This window comes from Desulfohalobium retbaense DSM 5692, assembly GCF_000024325.1.
Classification (GTDB): Bacteria; Desulfobacterota; Desulfovibrionia; order Desulfovibrionales; family Desulfohalobiaceae; genus Desulfohalobium; species Desulfohalobium retbaense.
On record NC_013223.1, the window covers coordinates 743024 to 762473 of the forward strand.

Genomic DNA, 19450 nt, shown 5'->3' on the forward strand with positions numbered 1-19450 from the left:
GTAATATCAATTGTTTAACAAGGTAATTCTAATAATAGGCGCCGGCCCTAACCAGCTTCCAGCGATCAACCTCGCAAAGCAGCGCGGCTATTATGTGGTGTCAACTGATATGGACCCTGAAGCCGAGGGCTTTCTTCTTTCCGATCAAACTGGCCTTGTCAGCACCCGTGACATTGAAGGGACCATCGCCTTTGCCAAACGGATACATAAGCAAAAGCCAATAGACGGGGTCATGACCATGGCTTCGGAAAGCGCCATGACAATAGCCGGAGTTGCCGAGGCATTGGAGCTTCCTGGGATAACGCCAACTGTTGCTGAAAATGCCACTAATAAAGTCAAGCGGCAATTATTATTTAAGGAAAATGGGGTTTCCTCCCCGCAATTTTCATTTGCCTGTGGATTCGATGAAGCATGTAGAGAGGCTCAAAAAATTGGTTGGCCAGTCGTGGTCAAGCCGGCAGATAGTGCTGGTTCCAGAGGAGTACAGAAAGTTGATTCGCCAGAAGATATGAAATCCGCTTTAGACGAAATTAGCTCGGTTTCAACTTTGCCGCAATGTCTTATAGAGGAGTATTTATCCGGGACAGAACATAGTATTGAAGGGATTGTTCTGGAAGGTCGGGTAATTTGGGCTGGACTTTCAGATCGAAATTATGCCCACAAACATGCTTATCCCCCCTATTTTTTGGAAGACGGGGACACCATGCCCTCAAACCTTGGTCCAGAAACCATCAAGGAAGTTAAGGCCGAAGCAACCAAGGCTGTCCATGCGCTGGGCATTGACTGGGGGCCGGTCAAAGGGGATATCATCATCGATCCTCAAAAAGGTATCCGCGTGCTGGAGATGGCGGCTAGGCTATCAGGTGACTATTTTTGCTACGAAACCATACCCTTGCATAATGGAATTAATCTCTTGGAAGCTACCATGGATCTATCCGTGGGGTTTCCGGTCTCACCAGAAGCACTAAAGCCCAAACATAATCAAGGCGTGGCCTTGCGCTACGTCTGGCCTAAACCAGGTAGAGTTGTGTCCATTGAGGGCTTTGAAGAGGCGCGTTCCATTCCCGGGGTTGATTTTGTCCAGTTAGAACCCCGCTGGCGCAATCTTTCAATGGGTACAGTCATTCCTGCCCCGACCTTCATGGGCGAAAGGATCGCCAGCGTAATGGCCTTTGCCGATACCAGGGATGAGGCTGTGGCTATAGCTGAAAAGGCTGTGAGTACAGTAAAGATTCGTACATGAAAACATCTAACTGTTTTTTTTGCTGAAAAATATGACCGACAGCCAAAACACGGAAAATCCACAAACAGTCTGCATTATACCCGCTCGAAGCGGCAGCAAAAGGATTCCAGACAAAAATATCCGTCTTTTTTTGGGCAAGCCGGTTATCTGGTATCCGATTCAGGCGGCCAGGGACTCAAACCTTTTTGACCGGATTATCGTTTCCACAGACTCCGAGAAAATTGCTGCCATAGCCCGCGAGACCGGTGCCGAAACCCCTTTTCTCCGCCCACAAGAATTGGCGGATGATTTTACACCGGTGACAAATGTCTTTCAGCATGTAGTGCAATGGATGCGTAATAATCAAATGGATCCCAAGTTCATATGCGGCATGTATGCAACAGCCCTTTTTGTTCAAAAAGAACATTTGGTCCAAGGGTATGATATGATTCGCAAAGGTAAATCTGAAAGGGCTTTTACAGTTGCTCCTTTCCCCTCACCCATCTTTCGGGCTTTAAAAATTAACAGGAAAGGACATCTGGAAATGATATGGCCGGAAAATTTCAAAACTCGATCCCAGGATTTTTTCCAAGTATACTACAACGCCGGACAGTTTCACTGGTATCATGTAGATTCCTTGATGGAACCAAGTCATAACACTGAATCAGTTTCCCCTATTATTATTTCAAAATATTTAGCTATAGATATTGATACACAGGAGGACTGGGAACAAGCTGAAATGACTTATTGGGGTATACTCAACTTTCGGAGATAGCCTTGTTGTCATAACGCTCTAAATTTTCTGCACATTATCGGGGTTCAATCCCAAAAGCTGGATTGAAGAGCCTGCTGTAAAACTCGATTAGCCCAAAAATCAGTGAACAGGTATTTAGGGTCCCAAGATCGAGCTTTGACTTTAACTCGACTTTAGCAGGTCAGCCCGGATTTTTCGAGAAATCGTCGTTATTTCAAAATGTTACACTGTCGCGAGATGTAAGACCCTAATTTAAAGCCTTGCTTTTATCTTTTTTCTCATGCCAGGTAACAAAATTAGGGCAAATCGGTTGACTTGTAAGACCCTTTTGGCTTAACCGGAAGCCATGGCACACCTGCATAAAAAAGTTAAACAGGGCAAGCCTTACTACTATATCCGGGAGATGGCCCGGGTGAACGGGAAGCCCAAAGTCGTTAACCAGATCTATCTGGGGTCTGTTGAGCGCATCATGGAAATGGCCATGGGCCAGGAAAAAGCTGACCTGAGCAGAATCCAAGTCCAGGAGTTCGGTTCTCTTTTTCTGGCTAACCTCATGGAAAAACAAATTGGGATCGTGGAGATTATCGATTCAGTCATCCCGCCAGATCCCAGGGATTCAGGTCCGAGTTTGGGAGAATTTTTTCTGTATGCGGCCTTTAACCGTATGATCGACCCTTGCTCCAAGCATAGCCTTTCGGATTGGTTGAAAGATTTCGCTGTCCATCAGATTCGACCCGTGGATACCAGTGCCTTGACTTCTCAGCGATATTGGAAGCGTTGGGAGCGTGTTGATCAGGAGTCTATTGAAGATATTTCCAAAGCTTTATTCAAAAAAGTTAGTGAATTAGATCCCATTAAATCGGATTGTTTTCTTTTCGATACCACCAACTACTTCAACTACATGGACAGCAAGACTTCGTCCCAGCTAGCCCAGCGGGGGCGGAACAAAGACGGCAAAAATTGGCTCCGACAGGTCGGCTTGGCGTTGCTTGTCTCAAGGGGCTCGCAGTTGCCTCTTTTTTATAAAGAATACGAGGGCAACTGCCACGACTCCAAGCTGTTTAACCGGCTACTGGGAAACATTTTCGCCTCCTTGGAGGACCTGGGCCGAGGAACCGATTCGTTGACCGTGGTCGTCGACAAGGGGATGAATTCCGAGGCGAATATGCAGGCTATCGACAAACAAGCGAAAGTGGACTTTGTGACCACCTATTCTCCTGCCTTCGCTGAGGATTTAGCCCAAACCGACCTGGAAAATTTTGCTCCTGTTGATACCCGGAAAAACCGCGAACTCGCTGCAAGGGGTCGCCAAGACGATCAGATGGTGGCTTGGCGAACCACTGGGTTCTTCTGGGGCGCCACCCGAACAGTGGTGGTTACCTACAACCCCAGGACAGCGGCAAAACAGCGGTATCGCTTCGATCAAAAACTCGGCAAGCTCCAAAATGGTCTTTTCGAGCTACGCGCTCGAGTCCGGGCAGGCAATAAGGCCTTGAAAAGCAAAGAGCAGGTTAAAGCCAGGTACAAAGACCTTTGCGAATCGCTATATCTTCCCAAGAATCTTTACAAAATCGAATTTGTGACCACTGGCAAACAGCTGAAAATGTATTTTCGCAAGGATCACTATCAAATCAGCAAACATGTCAAACGCTTCGGGAAAAATATCATCATTACGTCACATGATGACTGGGATAAAGAGGCCATTGTACAGGCCAGCCTGGATCGTTACCAAGTCGAAAATGCCTTTCGCCAATCCAAGGGCAATGAATTCGGAAATTTTCGTCCCGTATGGCATTGGACGGATGGCAAGATCCGTTGCCACTTGTTCGCCTGCCTTATCGCACAGACCTATTTGCAGTTGATCGCCTTGCACCTGAAAAAAGCTGGACTGAATTATTCCGTAGATCAAGCAATGAAATCAATGCGCAATCTTTCCAGCTGCTTATGCTGGAGCAAGGGCAAGCGGAAGCCAACTCGAATCATTGAAGAACCCAGTGAGGAGCAAGCGGCGATATTGAAGTCTTTTGGCTACAAAATTCGCAATGGGGTCTTAGAGCGCCGGTCACACCGGTAAGGAGTTGAGGATGAAAGAGCCTTACGGTGAAGGGTTAGCGCCCCACACCGACCCCGAGTCATGCGTTGACGGCCGTAAGGTCGGCGGCGAAGCGTTGACAGGGGCACGCACGGGCCAGCCATTGAGCTGCGAAATAAAATGGTCCGGGACGCCGACGCTGTTAAGACAAGCGGAAGGCAACACCAAGGATGGCGATATGCGCGAGCCGTCCGAGGGTCCCGCGCAGTCGAAGACCCTGTGCACGTGCGGAAACTCCTTGCGCGGGAACCGGGAGGTCCCGGGAACTCCTTCTCCTGATGGTGGAGATGGACGGTCGGGGAAGGCTGGTGGCCAGAAGCCCGACAAACATGTTTCTGGGAAGTCGGATGGCTGCATAGTACCGGGAAAGCCGTTGAACAAGGGCATGGGAAGCCTGTCTGCGGAGGCGGTGGAGGGAAGGCGGCCAACCAAGGGGAACGCGAGGCAGGCGGTCGCAGTCCGGACACAGAGCCGGACAGCTGCGTCAATCGGACTGCAACGCGTGCGAGATATGGCTCGCAAGGATAAGGATGCACGGTTCACTGCGCTTTTGCACCATGTGAGTATTGATATGCTCGGCCAAAGTTTCCGCGAACTGAAGCGAGAAGCAACTCCGGGCGTTGATGGTCTCACCTGTGCAGAATATGAGGATGGCCTCCGCGAAGGGCTGAAAGAATTGCATGCGAGGGTGCATAGGGGTTCGTATCGAGCACAACCCTCAAAGCGAATCCATATTCCGAAACCCGATGGGCACAAACGTCCAATTGGGATCGCGGCGCTGGAAGACAAGATCGTACAGCACGCAGTTGGAAAGGTGCTTTCAGCTATCTACGAAGAGGATTTTCTCGGCTTTTCCTATGGGTTCCGGCCAAGGCGAGGGGCGCATGACGCCCTGGACGCCCTAAATGTCGGATTGACCCACAGGAAGGTGAGCTGGGTGCTTGATGCGGACATTCAGGGATTCTTTGATACCATCTCCCATGAATGGATGATCCGTTTCCTTGAGCACCGGATTGCCGATCCTCGGATACTTCGCTTGGTGCGCAAATGGCTCCGGGTTGGGGTATCGGAGGACGGTGTATGGTCCCAGACAAGTATGGGCACTCCCCAAGGAGCGGTGATCTCGCCGATTCTGGGGAACATCTATCTCCATTACGTCCTGGACCAATGGGTACACCACAGGCGAAGACACGCCCGTGGTGACATAATCATCGTGCGGTATGCCGATGATTATGTCTTGGGATTCCAGTACCGCCACGAAGCAGAGCGCTTCCTCACTGATCTCAAAGCACGACTAGATCGTTTCGGCCTGTCCCTGCATCCTGAAAAGACCCGGCTTATCGAATTCGGTCGATTTGCTACCGAGAGTCGGCGCAAACGGGGACAGGGCAAACCGGAGACATTCGATTTTCTGGGATTTACCCATATGTGTGGGATAACCAGGATACGAAAGAGGTTCCTCGTGCGCCGCAAGACGGTGAAGAAACGGCTACGGGCGGCACTGAAAAGGGTTAAGACGATTCTACGTAGCCGGATGCATGATCCCATCAACGACGTAGGTGAGTGGCTGCAGCGCGTTTTGCTCGGCTATTATAGATACCACGCTGTTCCGGGAAATCTTGATGCTATGAGAGCCTTCCGTGATGATCTCGTCCGCTATTGGTATAAGGTGCTACGGCGACGGGGCCAGAAGCGGCGAATCAACTGGAGGGGCTACGGTCCGATCGTGAAAAGGTGGATATCCAGACCCAGAGTCATGCATCCGTATCCAAACGAGCGTTTCTACGCTAAATACCCGAGGTAGGAGCCCAGTGCGGTAGTTCCGCACGCTGGGATCTGTGCGGGGGGCCGCCCGAAAGGGCGGTTCCTATCGCGACCAGGGCCTATCGAAATAACAAGCTGGTATTATTGCGCTTTTAAGAAAAAAATCGGCTGACCGGTTAAAGTCCAGTCTAAATCGCTGGATCAAAAATGCAAAAAACTCAGGAGCCCCTGGCATGGCCCAGAAAGAAAAGCGCCCCAAAGATTGGACCAGGGAAGAGCGACTCAATGCCCTTCTCGAAGCGGCTAAGCTCTCTGATGAAGAATTGGGGGCGTGGTGTAGGCAAAAAGGACTACACACCCACCATCTGGAAAAATGGCGCAAAGAACTTGCCCAAGAACAACCTAGCGCCGAAAAGGCAACATCCAAACAACTGAAAAAAGAGATCAAAGAACTCAAAAGCGAATTAAATCGAAAAGATAAGGCCCTTGCTGAAACCAGCGCCTTGTTGGTGCTGAAAAAAAAAGCCGATGCAATCTGGGGGGACAACGAGGACGATTGATACCCCCTGAAATGAAGAAGTATGCGATTACCTTGATAGACGAGGCTTGTAGGGCTGGAGCCAGAATGAAAAAAGCCTGTGAAATATTAGGCATTTCAGTCAGGTCTCTCCAGCGCTGGCGGCAGCCTGAAACAATCGAGGACAAGCGTAAAGGCTCCATATATTCCCAAGCAATAAGATCAGCGAAATAGAGCGGCAAAGGATCTTAAAAGTTCTGAGCAGTGCAGAATTCAGGGATAAAACACCTCACCAGATTGTTGCCGAGCTGGCGGATCAAGGAAAATACCTTGCTTCTGAGGCCTCCATGTACCGCATATTAAAAGAAGTCGGCCAAAATACACATAGGCAAGACGCAAGCCCCAAGAAGCATCAAAAGCCAACAGAGCTTGTTGCTACAGATGCTAATCAGATCTGGACTTGGGACAGTGTGCCGTAGAAGCAAAAGCGGAGAGGTCTGCGTAGACTTTTCGGCTGGAGCTGCAAGCTTAGGAGTCTGTCGCAATACCCATAGATTAATTCTTGCTTTAAATACAGTTATTTGCTAATGAATAATGTAATTTCAATGCAAATTACATTACAACTTGGAGCTAAAAATGGCTAGAGGGTTCATTAAAGGGCATCGAGATCAACTCTACCTGTTGCCACCTTCGATTGATGACTGGATATCAAAAAACCACAGTGTCAGGTTGATCGATTCTTGTGTAGAAAATATTGATTTATCAATTTTTTATGAAAGCTACTCTCACGAGGGGAAGCCGCCTTATGACCCTGCTATGATGATTCGTATTCTTATTTATGCATACAGCAAAGGAATACGCTCTTCTCGGAAGATATCTGCTTTATGCGAAGAAGATATTGCTTTCCGGTGGCTTACTGGAAATATAATCCCTGATCATTCTGCTATTTGCCGCTTCCGCGCTAAGCATAAAGAAAATTTTAAGCAGCTTTTCCGAGAAACAATCTGTTTGGCCGCTGAATCCGGTGCGTTAAAAATAGGCAGTCTTTTTCTTGATGGAACTAAGGTGAAAGGCTCGGCTTCCTTGGAAGCCAATCGTAATCTCGAGCATATTAAGCAAGACATTGAACGCATCGTGGACGAAGCTGAGGCAGTCGATGCCAGTGAGGATAAGCAGCTTGGCGAAGATAACCGGGATGATGTTTTGCCCCCTGAGCTTGCTGATCCCAAATCCCGGTTGGAGCGACTCAAGGCTGCCAAGGCCAGGCTGGAAGCTGAAAAAGAGGCTGCGGCGAAAGAGTCTCGAGATGACGACGACTCAAATGGTCCTGGAGCTGGTACCGGTGATGAAAAAACGGCCACTGGCAACAAAGAAAAAGCAAATATCACCGATCCTGACAGCAGAATAATGAAAACACGGAACGGCTGGGTGCAAGGGTATAATTGCCAAGGAGTTTCAGACGAAAATCAGTTTATTGTCGCCAACGCGGTTACTCAAGACTGCAATGACGCCCACCAACTCGAACCAATGCTCCAAGCGGCTCAAGGCAACTTGTCCAAGATAGAGACAGGCCAGAACACCGAAACCTTCTCGGCAGATGCCGGTTACTGGGCTGAGAAACTTGATATTTCAAAGATCGAGAGCAATGGCCCAGAGGTGATTATGGCTACCCGCAAAGGCTGGAAGCAGCGAAAACAAAACCGTGAAAAATCCCCACCTCGAGGGCGGATCCCCAAAGGGTTATCCCAGCGGGAGTTGATGGAACGAAAGCTACTGACCCAAAGAGGCCAGCGGATCTATGCCAAGCGCGGACAAACGATAGAAGCTATTTTCGGTCAACTCAAGGAATGCCTTGGATACAGGAATTTTCTATTGCGTAGCCTCAAAAAAGTTCAGGGTGAATGGGACCTCCAATGTGCAGTGAGCAATATGCTCAAGCTGCTTCGGTTGTCAGGGGCCACCACCAGTCAGTAGGTTCCCAAAGATAGGGGAAAAGCGCACCCCTTAAAGTCAAAGCTCGATCTTGGGACCCTAAATACCTGTTCACTACTTTTTGGGTTAGTCGAGTTTTACAACAGGCTCTTAGGAAGAGATGGAGGTAGGCCCTCCGGAGTCTGCTGTCGGAAGCCGGCTTCAAACCAACCCAAGCTGCGCGTGTTAAGAGCACGGGTGGTGAGCGTTGGGTGAGAAGGTAGCGCTAAACGTTATCAGGTGAGATATCGAGAGACGAGGATCTCCGAACCCATGTTGACGTGTCGAGAACCAGATTTGGCATCAAAAGCGGAGGCGTGTCCCATCTCCGTGATAAGTCTGCGGGTGAATTCCGAATGCTGCGCAGGCGGTGCCCGGCATAAAGGTGGGCGTGACTCGGTATCAGGCTCTTCCTGGGAACTACGGGAACCAGTCATCATGATACCAAGGGAGAAGGTGCAAGCGGCGATCACCGCGAGACCGAGAGTACCGATGCATGATACTGGGGCGGAGCTGCCTGTAGTAGTGCGGAAGCGTTTGTAATGAACGTGGAGCGAAGGGGCAGCATCAAGCAGCTGGAGCCATCCTCTCAACTGAGCGAGGCTCAGGAGGAAGGGGGTGGAAAGGCAAAACCATTCAACATCGACAAGTGGCGATTGGTCGAGGCGTACCGTCGTGTAAAGGCCAACGCTGGCTCAGCAGGCGTTGATCGCCAATCCTTGGAGGACTTCGAGAAGGACCTCAAGAACAATCTTTACAAACTCTGGAATCGGATGTCCTCGGGAAGCTACATGCCCCCGCTGGTTAAGGGGGTGGAAATCCCGAAGAAATCAGGCGGAACGCGTTTGCTCGGGGTACCTGCGGTCAGCGACCGCATTGCCCAGATGGCGGCCAGGCTGGAATTCGAGGCCCAAGTGGAACCGCATTTCCTGCCGGACTCGTATGGCTACCGGCCCAAGAAGTCGGCCCGACAAGCCATCGATGTCACGCGTAAGCGGTGTTGGGACCAAGATTGGGTGCTGGAATTCGATATCAAGGGCCTGTTCGACAACATAGACCATGATCTGCTGATGAAGGCCGTGGAAAAGCACACCGACAATCCGTGGGTGCGCTTATACATTAGGCGTTGGCTGAAGGCGCCAATGCAATTGGAAAGCGGCGAGTTGGTGGATCGTGACAAGGGCACCCCGCAAGGTGGCGTGATTAGCCCAGTCCTGGCCAACCTATTCCTGCACTATGTCTTTGATGCGTGGTTGACGAAGCATTATCCCCGCGTCAAATGGTGCCGGTACGCTGACGATGGTTTGGTGCATTGCGAAAGCGAGGCCCAAGCTCGTTTCCTTTTGGAAGCGCTTCGTCAGCGATTCAAGGAATGCGGCCTGGAACTGCATCCAGAGAAGACAAAGATTGTTTACTGCAAGGATGGACGACGAACCGGGGACTATCCCCAAACTTCCTTTGACTTTCTGGGTTATACTTTCCGGCGGCGAAGCGGTCGAGACCGTAGAACAGGCCAGATGTTTCTGGGTTTTATGCCGGCGGCAAGCGCAACTTCAATGAAGGCAATGCGTCAGAAGATTCGGAAGATGCGTATTCGGAGTCATACAGAGATATCTCTGGAGGAGATTGCAGCCAGGATCAACCCGGTGTTGTGGGGTTGGTTGGAATATCATGGTGCATTCTACCGTTCGGAGATGTACCGGTTGGTCCGGTATGTTAACCAAACTCTGGTACGTTGGGCGATGCGGAAGTTCAAGCATCTCCGTGGGAAGAAGACCCGGGCCATGCAGGTCTTGGAACGCGTGGCCAAGCTGAGGCCGTACTTGTTTGCTCATTGGAAGCAAGGGATGTTGGGTGCGTTTGCTTGATGGGAGCGGTATGAGCCGAGAGGCTCACGTACCGTTCTGCGAGAGGCTGACGGTGAGATTCCGTTGGTCTACTCACCTCACGTATTTACCAAGTGCAACCAAGGGCAGCTTTTTCTATCTCTACATGGTCATGGACCTTTACAGCAGAAAAGTCGTAGCCTGGCAGGTGCATGACAGAGAGGATGCGACACTTGCTAGCGAAGTGATTCGCGAAGCTTGCTACCAGGAAGGCGTGGCCCGGGAACAGCTTGTTCTGCACTCGGACAACGGCTCGCCCATGAAAGGGGCCACGATGTTGGCCACCTTGCAGCAACTGGGCGTCATGCCCTCGTTTTCCAGGCCCCACGTTAGCAATGACAACCCCTATTCGGAATCTTTGTTCAAGACCCTGAAATATCGTCCCTGGTATCCCCACAGGCCGTTTCAATGCGTGAGCGAGGCCAGAGAATGGGTAGAAGGCTTTGTGCAGTGGTATAACTTTGAACACCGGCACAGTAAGCTGGAATATGTGACTCCAAACGAGCGGCATACAGGGCAGGACAAAGCCATTCTGGCCAATCGTCGGGCCGTATATCAAAGAGCAAGGCAAAAACAGCCTGAGAGGTGGTCTGGACAGACCAGGCAATGGGCTACGACGGTAGCGGTCACCCTAAATAAACACAGAACCTCTAAAGCGGAAAAGTCTGCAGCCTAGAAGCGACAACTTCCTTGAAATTTACCGCATACGGCTCAAACGCTCAGGAGCTTGGTGGAAAGTCGACCTGGCTAACAATATCCTGGCTTTGCGCTGTTCGAGGTACAACAAATCCATCGATCGCTTCTTTGCCGCCTATGAAAAAAGCCAGCGGCAGGACTTAGGGTCGGCTCAGCCCCACTTATCGCTTTGTCAAGGTGGCCGTCGCAAGTAGCGAATGCACCCATGCTCATGGGCTAGCCGGCGAAAGATCCGCCTCGCGGTATGCCGCTGTTTTGGAGGCCTTTGCTTGTCCTGCTCAAGCCAAGAATCGATGACCCCCGCAAAGCCCTCTAATGCCGGCATCGGTTGCTGCTTCCTGGTGGCATAGCCGCTGTGCTCGTTGCGTAGGACCTTGCGTATCGTGTTTCGTGAGTGCCCGGTTTTCCGGGCTGACCTGCTAAAGTCGAGTCAAATTGTTCCACCTTCAGCATACCTCCTTTCCTCCATCTTGGATTGAGTTGGCTTTCCCAAGATGAAGGGGGTGCTGGAGGTGGTCAAATTTCGGTGATCACACCCCGGGCTACCTGGTCAGTTTTGGATTATCACAATCATTGTGTAGTGTCTGCGGGAAATTCCACAGCTTGTGCCGAAGAACTTATATTCGGGGCTTCAATCAAGTTTGTTTTTTGGATTAAACCTCGATAATATGCAGAAAATTTAGAGCGTTATGGCAATAAGGCTATCTCCGAAAGTTGAGGTAGATACAAGGAGAAAATCAATAATGGAAAAGAGTTTAAGAAATTTATTTATTGATTTTATTGATAAAAATGAAAATTCAGATGTTGATTCGTTTTTTAAAAAAATGCTTACTTTGGCCGAAGAAAGTCAAGATCCTGCTCAAGTCCACAATATTATTGGTAAGGAGTTTTTCTCGCGAGGCTATATTGAGCAAGCACTTATTCATTTCGAACAATCTGTAAAGTATGATTCAAAAGAAAAAGAATATTTAGAAAATTTAGGGTTATCATATTACAGCTTGCAAATGATAGAAAAGGCTTATAGTTATTTTTATCGCGTTTATAAATTAGATGTAAATGATTTAAATGCTGTTCAAAATTTAGCTTTGTTGTCCAATGAAATGGGTTTTCATCATCAATCAGCATTTTATTTAGAAAAGCTGCTTATAGAAACATCAGAAGCCGGTAGCGAATTGTTGAATTTATATATAAATACATTATATATATTAGATCCGAGTTTTGTTTCTGAGGATTTGCTTCTTTGTGTTTAAAATGAAAATTTATAGCCTTATTAGGTGATTATATAATGATCGATGTTAAGCAAAATGTTTTTTTTAATGCAAGGTATAAGCGTAATATTTCAGTATTAAAGACAAAATTTTTTGATTTGTATTCTAAAATATTAAATTGCGATAGCGATAAATTGAGTATATATTCATCAAATAATTATGTCCAAGTATTTAAAAAAAACAAACTAATATTTGAAGGAAGTATTGAAAAAAAACTTTCAAATCTTTTTCAAGATAATTTAAAATTGACAGCCTTGAAGCCCGCTCAGCAAAGTTTGAAAGGAGAGTTTTTAAAAAGGAATCCCTTGTTTGCAAAATATTATAATCAATTGCATTGTCTTGCTGACGAATATGCAAACACTGAAAATGTTTTTCAAGTGGCAAAAAAAGATATTGGATTAATATATGTGTACGGTGTTATTGGCGGTCAGCAAATTATAGACCTATTAGAAAATTTCAATATACGCCACTTAGTGTTTATAGAAAGAAGTATAGATATTATTGAAGCGTCACTTTATTTTATTGATTGGGTTGGAGTGTTGGACTTAATTGAGCAAAAGAATACTCATTTAAATGTTGTAATTGATAATGATACGCAAAGGCTTTTTAGAGAAACATTAGATACTGCATTAAAATCTAATCCTGTTTTTATTTACTCATCTATGCATTTATTTCAATATAAGTGTAATGATTTTGAGTCATGTTATAACAAACTATCTTTAGAAAGTGGAAAACTTTTCGAAATGCGAGTTGTTGATACGGAGCTACGAATATGTAAAAATACGGCTTTTAATATGTCAAAACCTCGTCAAGTCTTGCAAAAAAGATATTTTTGTAAAAAAAGCACAAAAGATAGTAGTATTTTTGCGGCGGCAATCGTAGGTTCTGGTCCTTCTTTAGATGAAAGTATAAAATATTTGAAAGATCATAAAAATAATTTTACAATTTTTTCTTGCGGATCTTCTCTTCTTTCACTCTATGAAAATAATGTTTTGCCTGACTATCATGTCGATATTGAGCGTCAGCACAATATTCAGCCCTATATTAATTATATTGATAAAGAATATTTAAACAATGTTCATGTATTGTATCCAATCTATTTCAAAGAAAGATATGAGTATGCCGATTTGTTTAAATCGAAAACATACTTTCATGTACAAAATAACTATGATTTGTTTTTTGCTAATGTGGCCGAGGGCGATTTGCTTTTAAGCGGAGGATTGACAGTAACGAGTTATGCTTTAGAACTCGCCTTGCAAGCAACTTTTAATGTTGTTTACCTGTTTGGGTGTGACTTGGGGTATTTTAATACTCAAAATCATCATGCTAAGGGGCATGTTCATTACAAATATACATATAAATATGATGCGATTAATATGCAGGTAGTACCCGGTAATTTTAAAAACCATGTTTGCTCTGACGGAGTTCTTTACCATGAAATAGAAACTTATGAAACTATTTTAAAAAATTACAATAAATCATGTGTTTTGAATACAAGTAATGGCGCAAAGGTGTGTAATACTTTCCCTATTCCATCTAAATATATATATACAAATTATTATATTAAAAATAACTTATATAGTATTAAACGCACAAATGAAATTAATGATCAAGTTTTTTTTGATTTATGTTATTTATATTATGCGCTGATAAAAGATTTTAAAAGTATGCTGTTTCAGAAAATTTATAGTTTCAGTACATTCATCGATTTATATATGGATTTGCATTCTTATTTGCAAAATAATTTGCAGGATAATTCACCTGCTTTGTTTAATATTATCAATTATACGCTATTGCAGTATATGCATATTGTTTTTTCTAATGCGTATAGCATTGTTGACGAAGATTTAACGATAGAATTTGTGGAAAAGGCTAACCGTATACTGTATGACTTTTTGTGTGATCTTGAGCCCGAGCTCGCTGAGTTAGCAGAGGCAGTTAATGAAGCGCGCTAGCTGTCCTAGATTCAATTGAATAACTTGGGTTCAAAAATTGCTAGATGGGATAAAAATCGGAAAAATATGATTTTCATTAATTACTTGAAATTTAAAACTTTTTTGTGTTTTTGAAGTTTGCTGTTTATGGCTCTCGATATTTGGAATGAGAAAATTTGGGCTAAAGGAATGTGGTCGAAATCCGATAAAAAGAGCAATAGCAGTAAAAACCTAAAGGCTACAACAAAGGAGGTTTGGTCAAAGTATTTTTTATTTCAGTATGTTGGATGAAGGCAAGGAAGCTAAAAACATTTCAAGGAGGAACGCATGGCACTTTCGATTAACACCAATATGGCGTCGCTTCAGTCGCAGATGTCTTTGGCGAACAGCACTCAGGCGTTGGAGCAAAACCAGCAAAGGTTGGCCACTGGTCTGCGTATTAATTCTGCAGCTGATGATGCAGCCGGACTGACAATTACGGATGGAATGACTTCCCAGATTCGGGGAATGAATCAAGCTGTCCGAAATGCTAATGATGGTATCTCAATGGCCCAAACCGCTGAAGGTGGGGCTAAAGAGATTACCAATATGCTTCAGCGCATGCGTGAGTTGGCAGTTCAGGCAGCAAACGATACCAATACTAATGCTGATAAAAAGGCACTGCAACAAGAATTCGACGAATTGGCCTCTGAAATAAGCCGCGTGGGTGAAGCAACACAGTTCAATACGAAAAATCTCCTTACTGGTACGGAAGGTTCATCAGTAGCTATACAGGTTGGGCCTAACAATACTGGTAATGATACTATTAATATCGATCTAAGTGAAAACTTGCGCGCTTCTGCTGCAGGCCTCGCTGTTGATAGTTTAACTATAGGAAGTGGTTCAACCTTATCTGATATTCAAGCAGCCATTTCAGGTATTGATACAGCTATCGGGACAGTCGATGAGTTTCGCTCCGAGCTTGGTGCTACTCAAAACCGACTTCAGTCGAGTATTTCGAATCTCGAAAATGCTGCACAAAATCTTACTGAATCCCGCTCTCGGATTATGGATGCGGATATCGCTAAAGAATCCGCGGAAATGACCCAGAATAATGTCCGCCAGCAGGCCTCAGCCGCTGTGTTGGCGCAAGCGAATCAGCAGCCACAACTTGCTTTACAGTTGTTAGGTTAAGTTTTTCTAAACTAGCAAGGAAGCTAGAAACAAATCAAGGAGGATCACATGGCACTTTCGATCAACACCAATATGGCGTCGCTTCAGTCGCAGATGTCTTTGGCAAATAGCACTCAGGCGTTGGAGCAAAACCAACAAAGGTTGGCCACTGGTCTGCGTATTAATTCTGCAGCTGATGATGCCGCCGGACTGACAATCACGGATGGAATGACCTCCCAGATTCGGGGCATGAATCAAGCTGTTCGAAATGCCAATGATGGTATCTCAATGGCCCAAACTGCTGAAGGTGGAGCTAAAGAGATTACCAATATGCTTCAGCGCATGCGTGAGTTGGCAGTTCAGGCAGCAAACGATACCAATACTGATGCTGATAAAAAGGCATTGCAACAAGAATTCAATGAATTGACTGCTGAGATTACTCGTGTTGGTAATTCAACCCAGTTTAATAAGGAAAATCTTCTTACAGGTTCTGCTGGGGCAAGTGTTAATATTCAAGTAGGTCCAAATAACACAAGTGATGATACGATTAATATTGATCTTAGCCAAGATCTGCGTGCCGCAACAGGTGCTCTTGGTGTTAACGGCTTAAATATCGGGAGTGGTTCGTCTTTAACTCAGATACAAACTGCAATTTCAGATATTGATGACGCTATCGGGACAGTCGATGAGTTTCGCTCCGAGCTTGGTGCTACTCAAAATCGACTTCAGTCGAGTATTTCGAATCTCGAAAATGCTGCACAAAATCTTACTGAATCCCGCTCTCGGATTATGGATGCGGATATCGCTAAAGAATCCGCGGAAATGACCCAGAATAATGTCCGCCAGCAGGCCTCAGCCGCTGTGTTGGCGCAAGCGAATCAGCAGCCGCAGCTTGCGTTGCAGTTGCTCGGGTAATTTGGGATTTAAGCTGTTATAAAAAGGGCAGGGTGGAGGGATGTGCCCTTCCCCTGCCCTTTTTTTAGGGGAGAAAGATTATGGCGATACAGAATATTTCCAATACCCGAGGATTAGGTGGTGAGCAGCTCGAGCAGGCTCAGCCCAGCATGCCCGCTCAGCGGCATAAAGCCGGAGACCCTGCTGCACCTTTCGATCAACCCGGGGTGCAGGGAAAAGACGGGCGCTCCAGTGTATCTCGAGATACGGGTGCCCAGCCTGCTGAGCCAGGCAAAGAGTATACCTCAGATGAGCTTGAGGATGTGCGGCAGGCCATTAACGAGACCTTAAAAGACATCCGCGTGCAGTTGGAATTCAGCCAAGCGGAAGAGACCGAAGACCTTATCGTCAAGGTTGTGAACCCTGAAACAGAAGAAATCATCCGTCAGATCCCCCCGGAAGCTATGGTTCGTATGGCGAAACGTATGGAAGAAATGACCGGTTTGCTTATCAGTGAATGGGGATAACCGTTTGCGGGGCGTGGGATTGCAATTTCATGAAAAAGGGAGGCGGCTATGGCGTTAGGGAGTGTGAGCGGTGTCTATTTAGGAGGACGGCCGAGTGGTCTTCCGGATAATCTGGTCGAGCAATTAGTGAGTGCCCGGCAACAGCAAAAAATTACGCCCATTAATCAGGATATTAATGAAGTTGACGACCGAATTTCGTTATTCCAGTCACTTGAGTCCAAGGTGGCTTCCTTGGAAGACACGCTCGGTGACCTCCAAGATTCGTCGGATTTTGAGGAGGCCAAGGTAAGCTCCTCTAATGACCAAGCCCTTTCAGTTGCTCAGAATGGGGCTCCCCAAAGCGGTTCCTATACCGTAGAAGTGGATACCCTTGCCCAGGCAGACGTGCAACTTGTTGGCTTGGATGACGGGACCACGACCGGTGTGGACACCGGGATTGCTGATACGACCGACGCGAGTTTGGTTGAGGATGTCACCTTCGAGTTTGACCACAATGGCAGCACCCACTCGTTTGATACCACAGGAAAATCATTACAGGCCCTGGCAGATGAGATTAACGCCTCTGATGCTGGGGTTCAGGCCTATACTGCCAATATTGGCACCCAAGATGACCCGGAATATGCCCTGTCCTTAAAAAGTGATACTCCGGGTGGTGGCGTTGATGATCTCATCAGTAATATAAGCGGTAATCTTTTTGGGACGAGTACCACCACCGAAAATTCTATGGCTGGACAAGACGCCGCCTTTTCGGTTGATGGCGTTTCGTATACGCGGTCCAGTAATACGATTGAGGACGTCATTCCCGGTGTGAGTATGACCTTAAATGAAAATTTTGCCGGGCAGGTTTCCGTGGGCGTGGAAAAGGACACCGAAGCCATTGAGAAGAAAGTCAGTGCCTTTGTCTCTGCTTTTAATGATGTCCGGTCGTTTATTTCTTCAAAATCGAGCTACTCTGAGGACGATGACACAGCTGGGGGGCTTTTGGGGAGTTCGTTAGCTGGGCGTCTGGAAATGTCCATGGCCAATCTCGCTATTGATTCTTTTGCTGCGCTATCCGGAAATACCTATGACCGGTTGCCGGAAATCGGTGTGGAGCTCCAGCGGGATGGGACACTGGCCCTTGATTCTGCCAAATTTCAAGAGGCTATGGAAACCAATGGGCAGGATGTCGCTTCCTTGTTTACTGAGGACGGTGGTGTCGCCGATAAGATGCAATCCTTGTTGGGCGGATATACTGATTCAATAGACGGATCTTTAACCTACAAGCTTGAGTCCCTGAATAACCAGATGTCGCGTTTGGAAGACGATAAACAAGATGCGTATAATTCTATTGAATCGTATCGAGACCGTTTGGTAGACAAGTATACCGCTATGGAAACTCAAATTCGACAATACCAGCAGATGCAAGAGTCTATAACTAGCCTTACTTTAAGTTTCAACAAAGACGGTTAATATTGGAGATGTATTATGCAACCAGTGAATCCCTACCAGCAAAATCAAGTGCATACAGCACCCCGTGAAGATATCCTGCTCCAACTTTTTGAAGGGGCGATTATTCGCCTCAAACAAGCCCAAGATTACAAAATAAAAAACCAGATCGGAAAAGCCCGTGAGCAACGAATAAAAGCGTTTGACATTATAAGTTATCTGGACGCCACCCTAGATGCGAATGCCGATCAGGAACTGGTCGATTCCCTGCACAGTCTGTATGATTTTATGCTCCGGGAAATTACCCAGGCTTCGCTCAATGACGATTTTGAACGCCTTGATAATGTGGTGGATGTGCTCAGTACCCTTTTTGAGGGCTGGAAGGATGCTGTGGCTGAGTACAAGAAGTCACAGCATCAGCACAAGCCGCTGGGTGGACCGAGTTACGGGCAGGCGGAGAATTATGGAGATATGCGGAGCTACGAAGGCTCTCGGTGATGTGGGTACCGGAGAATCGGTGTATATCAAGAACATGTATTCAGTGCGCCATCTGAACGATGATGTGACGGGCCCTTTCGTGCCGTATTCTATTCTTGTGATTCAGCCCGATAGCGCGTACAGTCTTTTATATGCCAGAACTTGAATCATTGTACGCCATTACCTCCCCCCGGCGGGCTAGGTTGATCGCGCCACTTCGTGATGGAGGCACGGCCGAAGTGCATGGGCGCGTTATCGCCTTTGCTACTGAAGAGCCTCCAGTGTTGCGCTTTACCTGCGATGGGACTAGCCGCCGGGACCGCCCTTCGGCCATGAATTTCGCGCCTGATGAAAACTATGAACTTCTCACCGGGGTCGATTTCCGCTCCATTACCCTCCAGGCCAGGCTCCATGGCGTTGAATCCGAGGATAAAGTTTTGCTCCGGGCGCAAGAAATTACGAAATCCGAACAGCGCCGGGAATATTTTCGGGTCCGTGCTGATTTTACTGTCCAGGTTATGCCGGCCGAGGCGCATCCGAACCGCCACGTTGCGCAAGTGGTCTGTGCTCGGGATATCAGTGGTGGGGGCATGCGTATGTGGACTCGAGTCCCTTTACGTCCGGGCACGAAACTTCGCCTGAATTTCGATTTGGCTGAATTCGCCCGCCAACCCATCCAATGCTATGCTATTGTGGTGCGCTGTAAATCACCCGGGGAAGGGTATGACGTAGCCGTGACCTTTGAAGATCTCGACGGGGAGTATCACGACGCGATCATGGCTTTTTGTTTTGCCAAGCAGCGCGAGCAATTGCGAAACCAGGTCCGCGTGCGTGATTTTGAGTGATTGTTGTTGGGGAATTGAAGAAT

General features: G+C 47.0%; 16 protein-coding genes and 1 pseudogene. All 17 read left to right on the forward strand.

The window, feature by feature from the left end; genetic code table 11:
• Positions 1–10 precede the first annotated feature (10 nt).
• The 17 genes and pseudogenes from DRET_RS03105 to DRET_RS03180 all read left to right on the forward strand — a co-directional run bounded on the left by DRET_RS03105 (position 11) and on the right by DRET_RS03180 (position 19427).
• Positions 11–1243 (forward strand): ATP-grasp domain-containing protein, encoded by a 1233-nt coding sequence (locus DRET_RS03105; RefSeq protein ID WP_015751074.1) that lies wholly within the window; start codon positions 11–13, stop codon positions 1241–1243.
• Positions 1244–1274: 31 nt separating this feature from the next.
• Positions 1275–1997, forward strand: a complete 723-nt coding sequence (gene pseF, locus DRET_RS03110) for a pseudaminic acid cytidylyltransferase (RefSeq protein WP_015751075.1) — start codon at positions 1275–1277, stop codon at positions 1995–1997.
• 325 nt (positions 1998–2322) lie between these two features.
• Positions 2323–4050 carry an IS1634 family transposase gene (locus DRET_RS03115; RefSeq protein WP_015751076.1) on the forward strand — a complete coding sequence of 576 codons (1728 nt, stop codon included), beginning with the start codon at positions 2323–2325 and terminating at the stop codon, positions 4048–4050.
• Between the two features lie 589 nt (positions 4051–4639).
• Positions 4640–5872, forward strand: coding sequence for a group II intron reverse transcriptase/maturase (gene ltrA / locus DRET_RS03120; protein ID WP_244147937.1), 1233 nt, complete (start codon positions 4640–4642; stop codon positions 5870–5872).
• Between the two features lie 193 nt (positions 5873–6065).
• The gene (locus DRET_RS03125) at positions 6066–6392 is read left to right on the forward strand and encodes a transposase (protein WP_083777096.1); all 327 of its coding nucleotides are present in this window, start codon (positions 6066–6068) and stop codon (positions 6390–6392) included.
• Positions 6393–6985: 593 nt separating this feature from the next.
• Positions 6986–8323, forward strand: coding sequence for a transposase (locus tag DRET_RS03130; protein WP_015751078.1), 1338 nt, complete (start codon positions 6986–6988; stop codon positions 8321–8323).
• Positions 8324–8862: 539 nt separating this feature from the next.
• On the forward strand, positions 8863–10188 hold the full coding sequence (gene ltrA / locus DRET_RS03135; protein ID WP_015751079.1) for a group II intron reverse transcriptase/maturase: 1326 nt from the start codon (positions 8863–8865) through the stop codon (positions 10186–10188).
• Between the two features lie 10 nt (positions 10189–10198).
• Positions 10199–10882: a DDE-type integrase/transposase/recombinase gene (locus DRET_RS03140; protein ID WP_148214007.1), complete on the forward strand. Its 684-nt coding sequence runs from the start codon at positions 10199–10201 to the stop codon at positions 10880–10882.
• A 19-nt stretch (positions 10883–10901) separates the two neighbouring features.
• Positions 10902–11096 (forward strand): annotated as a pseudogene (locus tag DRET_RS13285) (ISKra4 family transposase); the annotation flags it as partial.
• A 549-nt stretch (positions 11097–11645) separates the two neighbouring features.
• Positions 11646–12152, forward strand: a complete 507-nt coding sequence (locus tag DRET_RS03145; RefSeq protein ID WP_015751080.1) for a tetratricopeptide repeat protein — start codon at positions 11646–11648, stop codon at positions 12150–12152.
• A gap of 35 nt (positions 12153–12187) precedes the next feature.
• The gene (locus DRET_RS03150; RefSeq protein WP_015751081.1) at positions 12188–14125 is read left to right on the forward strand and encodes a 6-hydroxymethylpterin diphosphokinase MptE-like protein; all 1938 of its coding nucleotides are present in this window, start codon (positions 12188–12190) and stop codon (positions 14123–14125) included.
• 306 nt (positions 14126–14431) lie between these two features.
• Positions 14432–15277: a flagellin N-terminal helical domain-containing protein gene (locus DRET_RS03155; RefSeq protein ID WP_015751082.1), complete on the forward strand. Its 846-nt coding sequence runs from the start codon at positions 14432–14434 to the stop codon at positions 15275–15277.
• Positions 15278–15325: 48 nt separating this feature from the next.
• On the forward strand, positions 15326–16171 hold the full coding sequence (locus tag DRET_RS03160; protein ID WP_015751083.1) for a flagellin N-terminal helical domain-containing protein: 846 nt from the start codon (positions 15326–15328) through the stop codon (positions 16169–16171).
• 80 nt (positions 16172–16251) lie between these two features.
• Positions 16252–16677 (forward strand): flagellar protein FlaG, encoded by a 426-nt coding sequence (locus tag DRET_RS12855; RefSeq protein WP_015751084.1) that lies wholly within the window; start codon positions 16252–16254, stop codon positions 16675–16677.
• Between the two features lie 48 nt (positions 16678–16725).
• On the forward strand, positions 16726–18129 hold the full coding sequence (gene fliD / locus DRET_RS03170) for a flagellar filament capping protein FliD (RefSeq protein WP_015751085.1): 1404 nt from the start codon (positions 16726–16728) through the stop codon (positions 18127–18129).
• 15 nt (positions 18130–18144) lie between these two features.
• On the forward strand, positions 18145–18603 hold the full coding sequence (fliS, locus tag DRET_RS03175) for a flagellar export chaperone FliS (RefSeq protein WP_015751086.1): 459 nt from the start codon (positions 18145–18147) through the stop codon (positions 18601–18603).
• 131 nt (positions 18604–18734) lie between these two features.
• On the forward strand, positions 18735–19427 hold the full coding sequence (locus tag DRET_RS03180; protein WP_083777101.1) for a flagellar brake protein: 693 nt from the start codon (positions 18735–18737) through the stop codon (positions 19425–19427).
• The last annotated feature ends 23 nt before the right edge of the window (positions 19428–19450 follow it).

Bases quoted from the DNA above. Each gene is read 5' to 3' on its own strand.
- pseF (WP_015751075.1), top strand. From the start codon at position 1,275: ATGACCGACAGCCAAAACACGGAAAATCCACAAACAGTCTGCATTATA.
- DRET_RS03115 (WP_015751076.1), top strand. From the start codon at position 2,323: ATGGCACACCTGCATAAAAAAGTTAAACAGGGCAAGCCTTACTACTAT.
- ltrA (WP_244147937.1), top strand. From the start codon at position 4,640: ATGCTCGGCCAAAGTTTCCGCGAACTGAAGCGAGAAGCAACTCCGGGC.
- DRET_RS03125 (WP_083777096.1), top strand. From the start codon at position 6,066: ATGGCCCAGAAAGAAAAGCGCCCCAAAGATTGGACCAGGGAAGAGCGA.
- DRET_RS03130 (WP_015751078.1), top strand. From the start codon at position 6,986: ATGGCTAGAGGGTTCATTAAAGGGCATCGAGATCAACTCTACCTGTTG.
- ltrA (WP_015751079.1), top strand. From the start codon at position 8,863: ATGAACGTGGAGCGAAGGGGCAGCATCAAGCAGCTGGAGCCATCCTCT.
- DRET_RS03140 (WP_148214007.1), top strand. From the start codon at position 10,199: ATGAGCCGAGAGGCTCACGTACCGTTCTGCGAGAGGCTGACGGTGAGA.
- DRET_RS03145 (WP_015751080.1), top strand. From the start codon at position 11,646: ATGGAAAAGAGTTTAAGAAATTTATTTATTGATTTTATTGATAAAAAT.
- DRET_RS03150 (WP_015751081.1), top strand. From the start codon at position 12,188: ATGATCGATGTTAAGCAAAATGTTTTTTTTAATGCAAGGTATAAGCGT.
- DRET_RS03155 (WP_015751082.1), top strand. From the start codon at position 14,432: ATGGCACTTTCGATTAACACCAATATGGCGTCGCTTCAGTCGCAGATG.
- DRET_RS03160 (WP_015751083.1), top strand. From the start codon at position 15,326: ATGGCACTTTCGATCAACACCAATATGGCGTCGCTTCAGTCGCAGATG.
- DRET_RS12855 (WP_015751084.1), top strand. From the start codon at position 16,252: ATGGCGATACAGAATATTTCCAATACCCGAGGATTAGGTGGTGAGCAG.
- fliD (WP_015751085.1), top strand. From the start codon at position 16,726: ATGGCGTTAGGGAGTGTGAGCGGTGTCTATTTAGGAGGACGGCCGAGT.
- fliS (WP_015751086.1), top strand. From the start codon at position 18,145: ATGCAACCAGTGAATCCCTACCAGCAAAATCAAGTGCATACAGCACCC.
- DRET_RS03180 (WP_083777101.1), top strand. From the start codon at position 18,735: ATGCCAGAACTTGAATCATTGTACGCCATTACCTCCCCCCGGCGGGCT.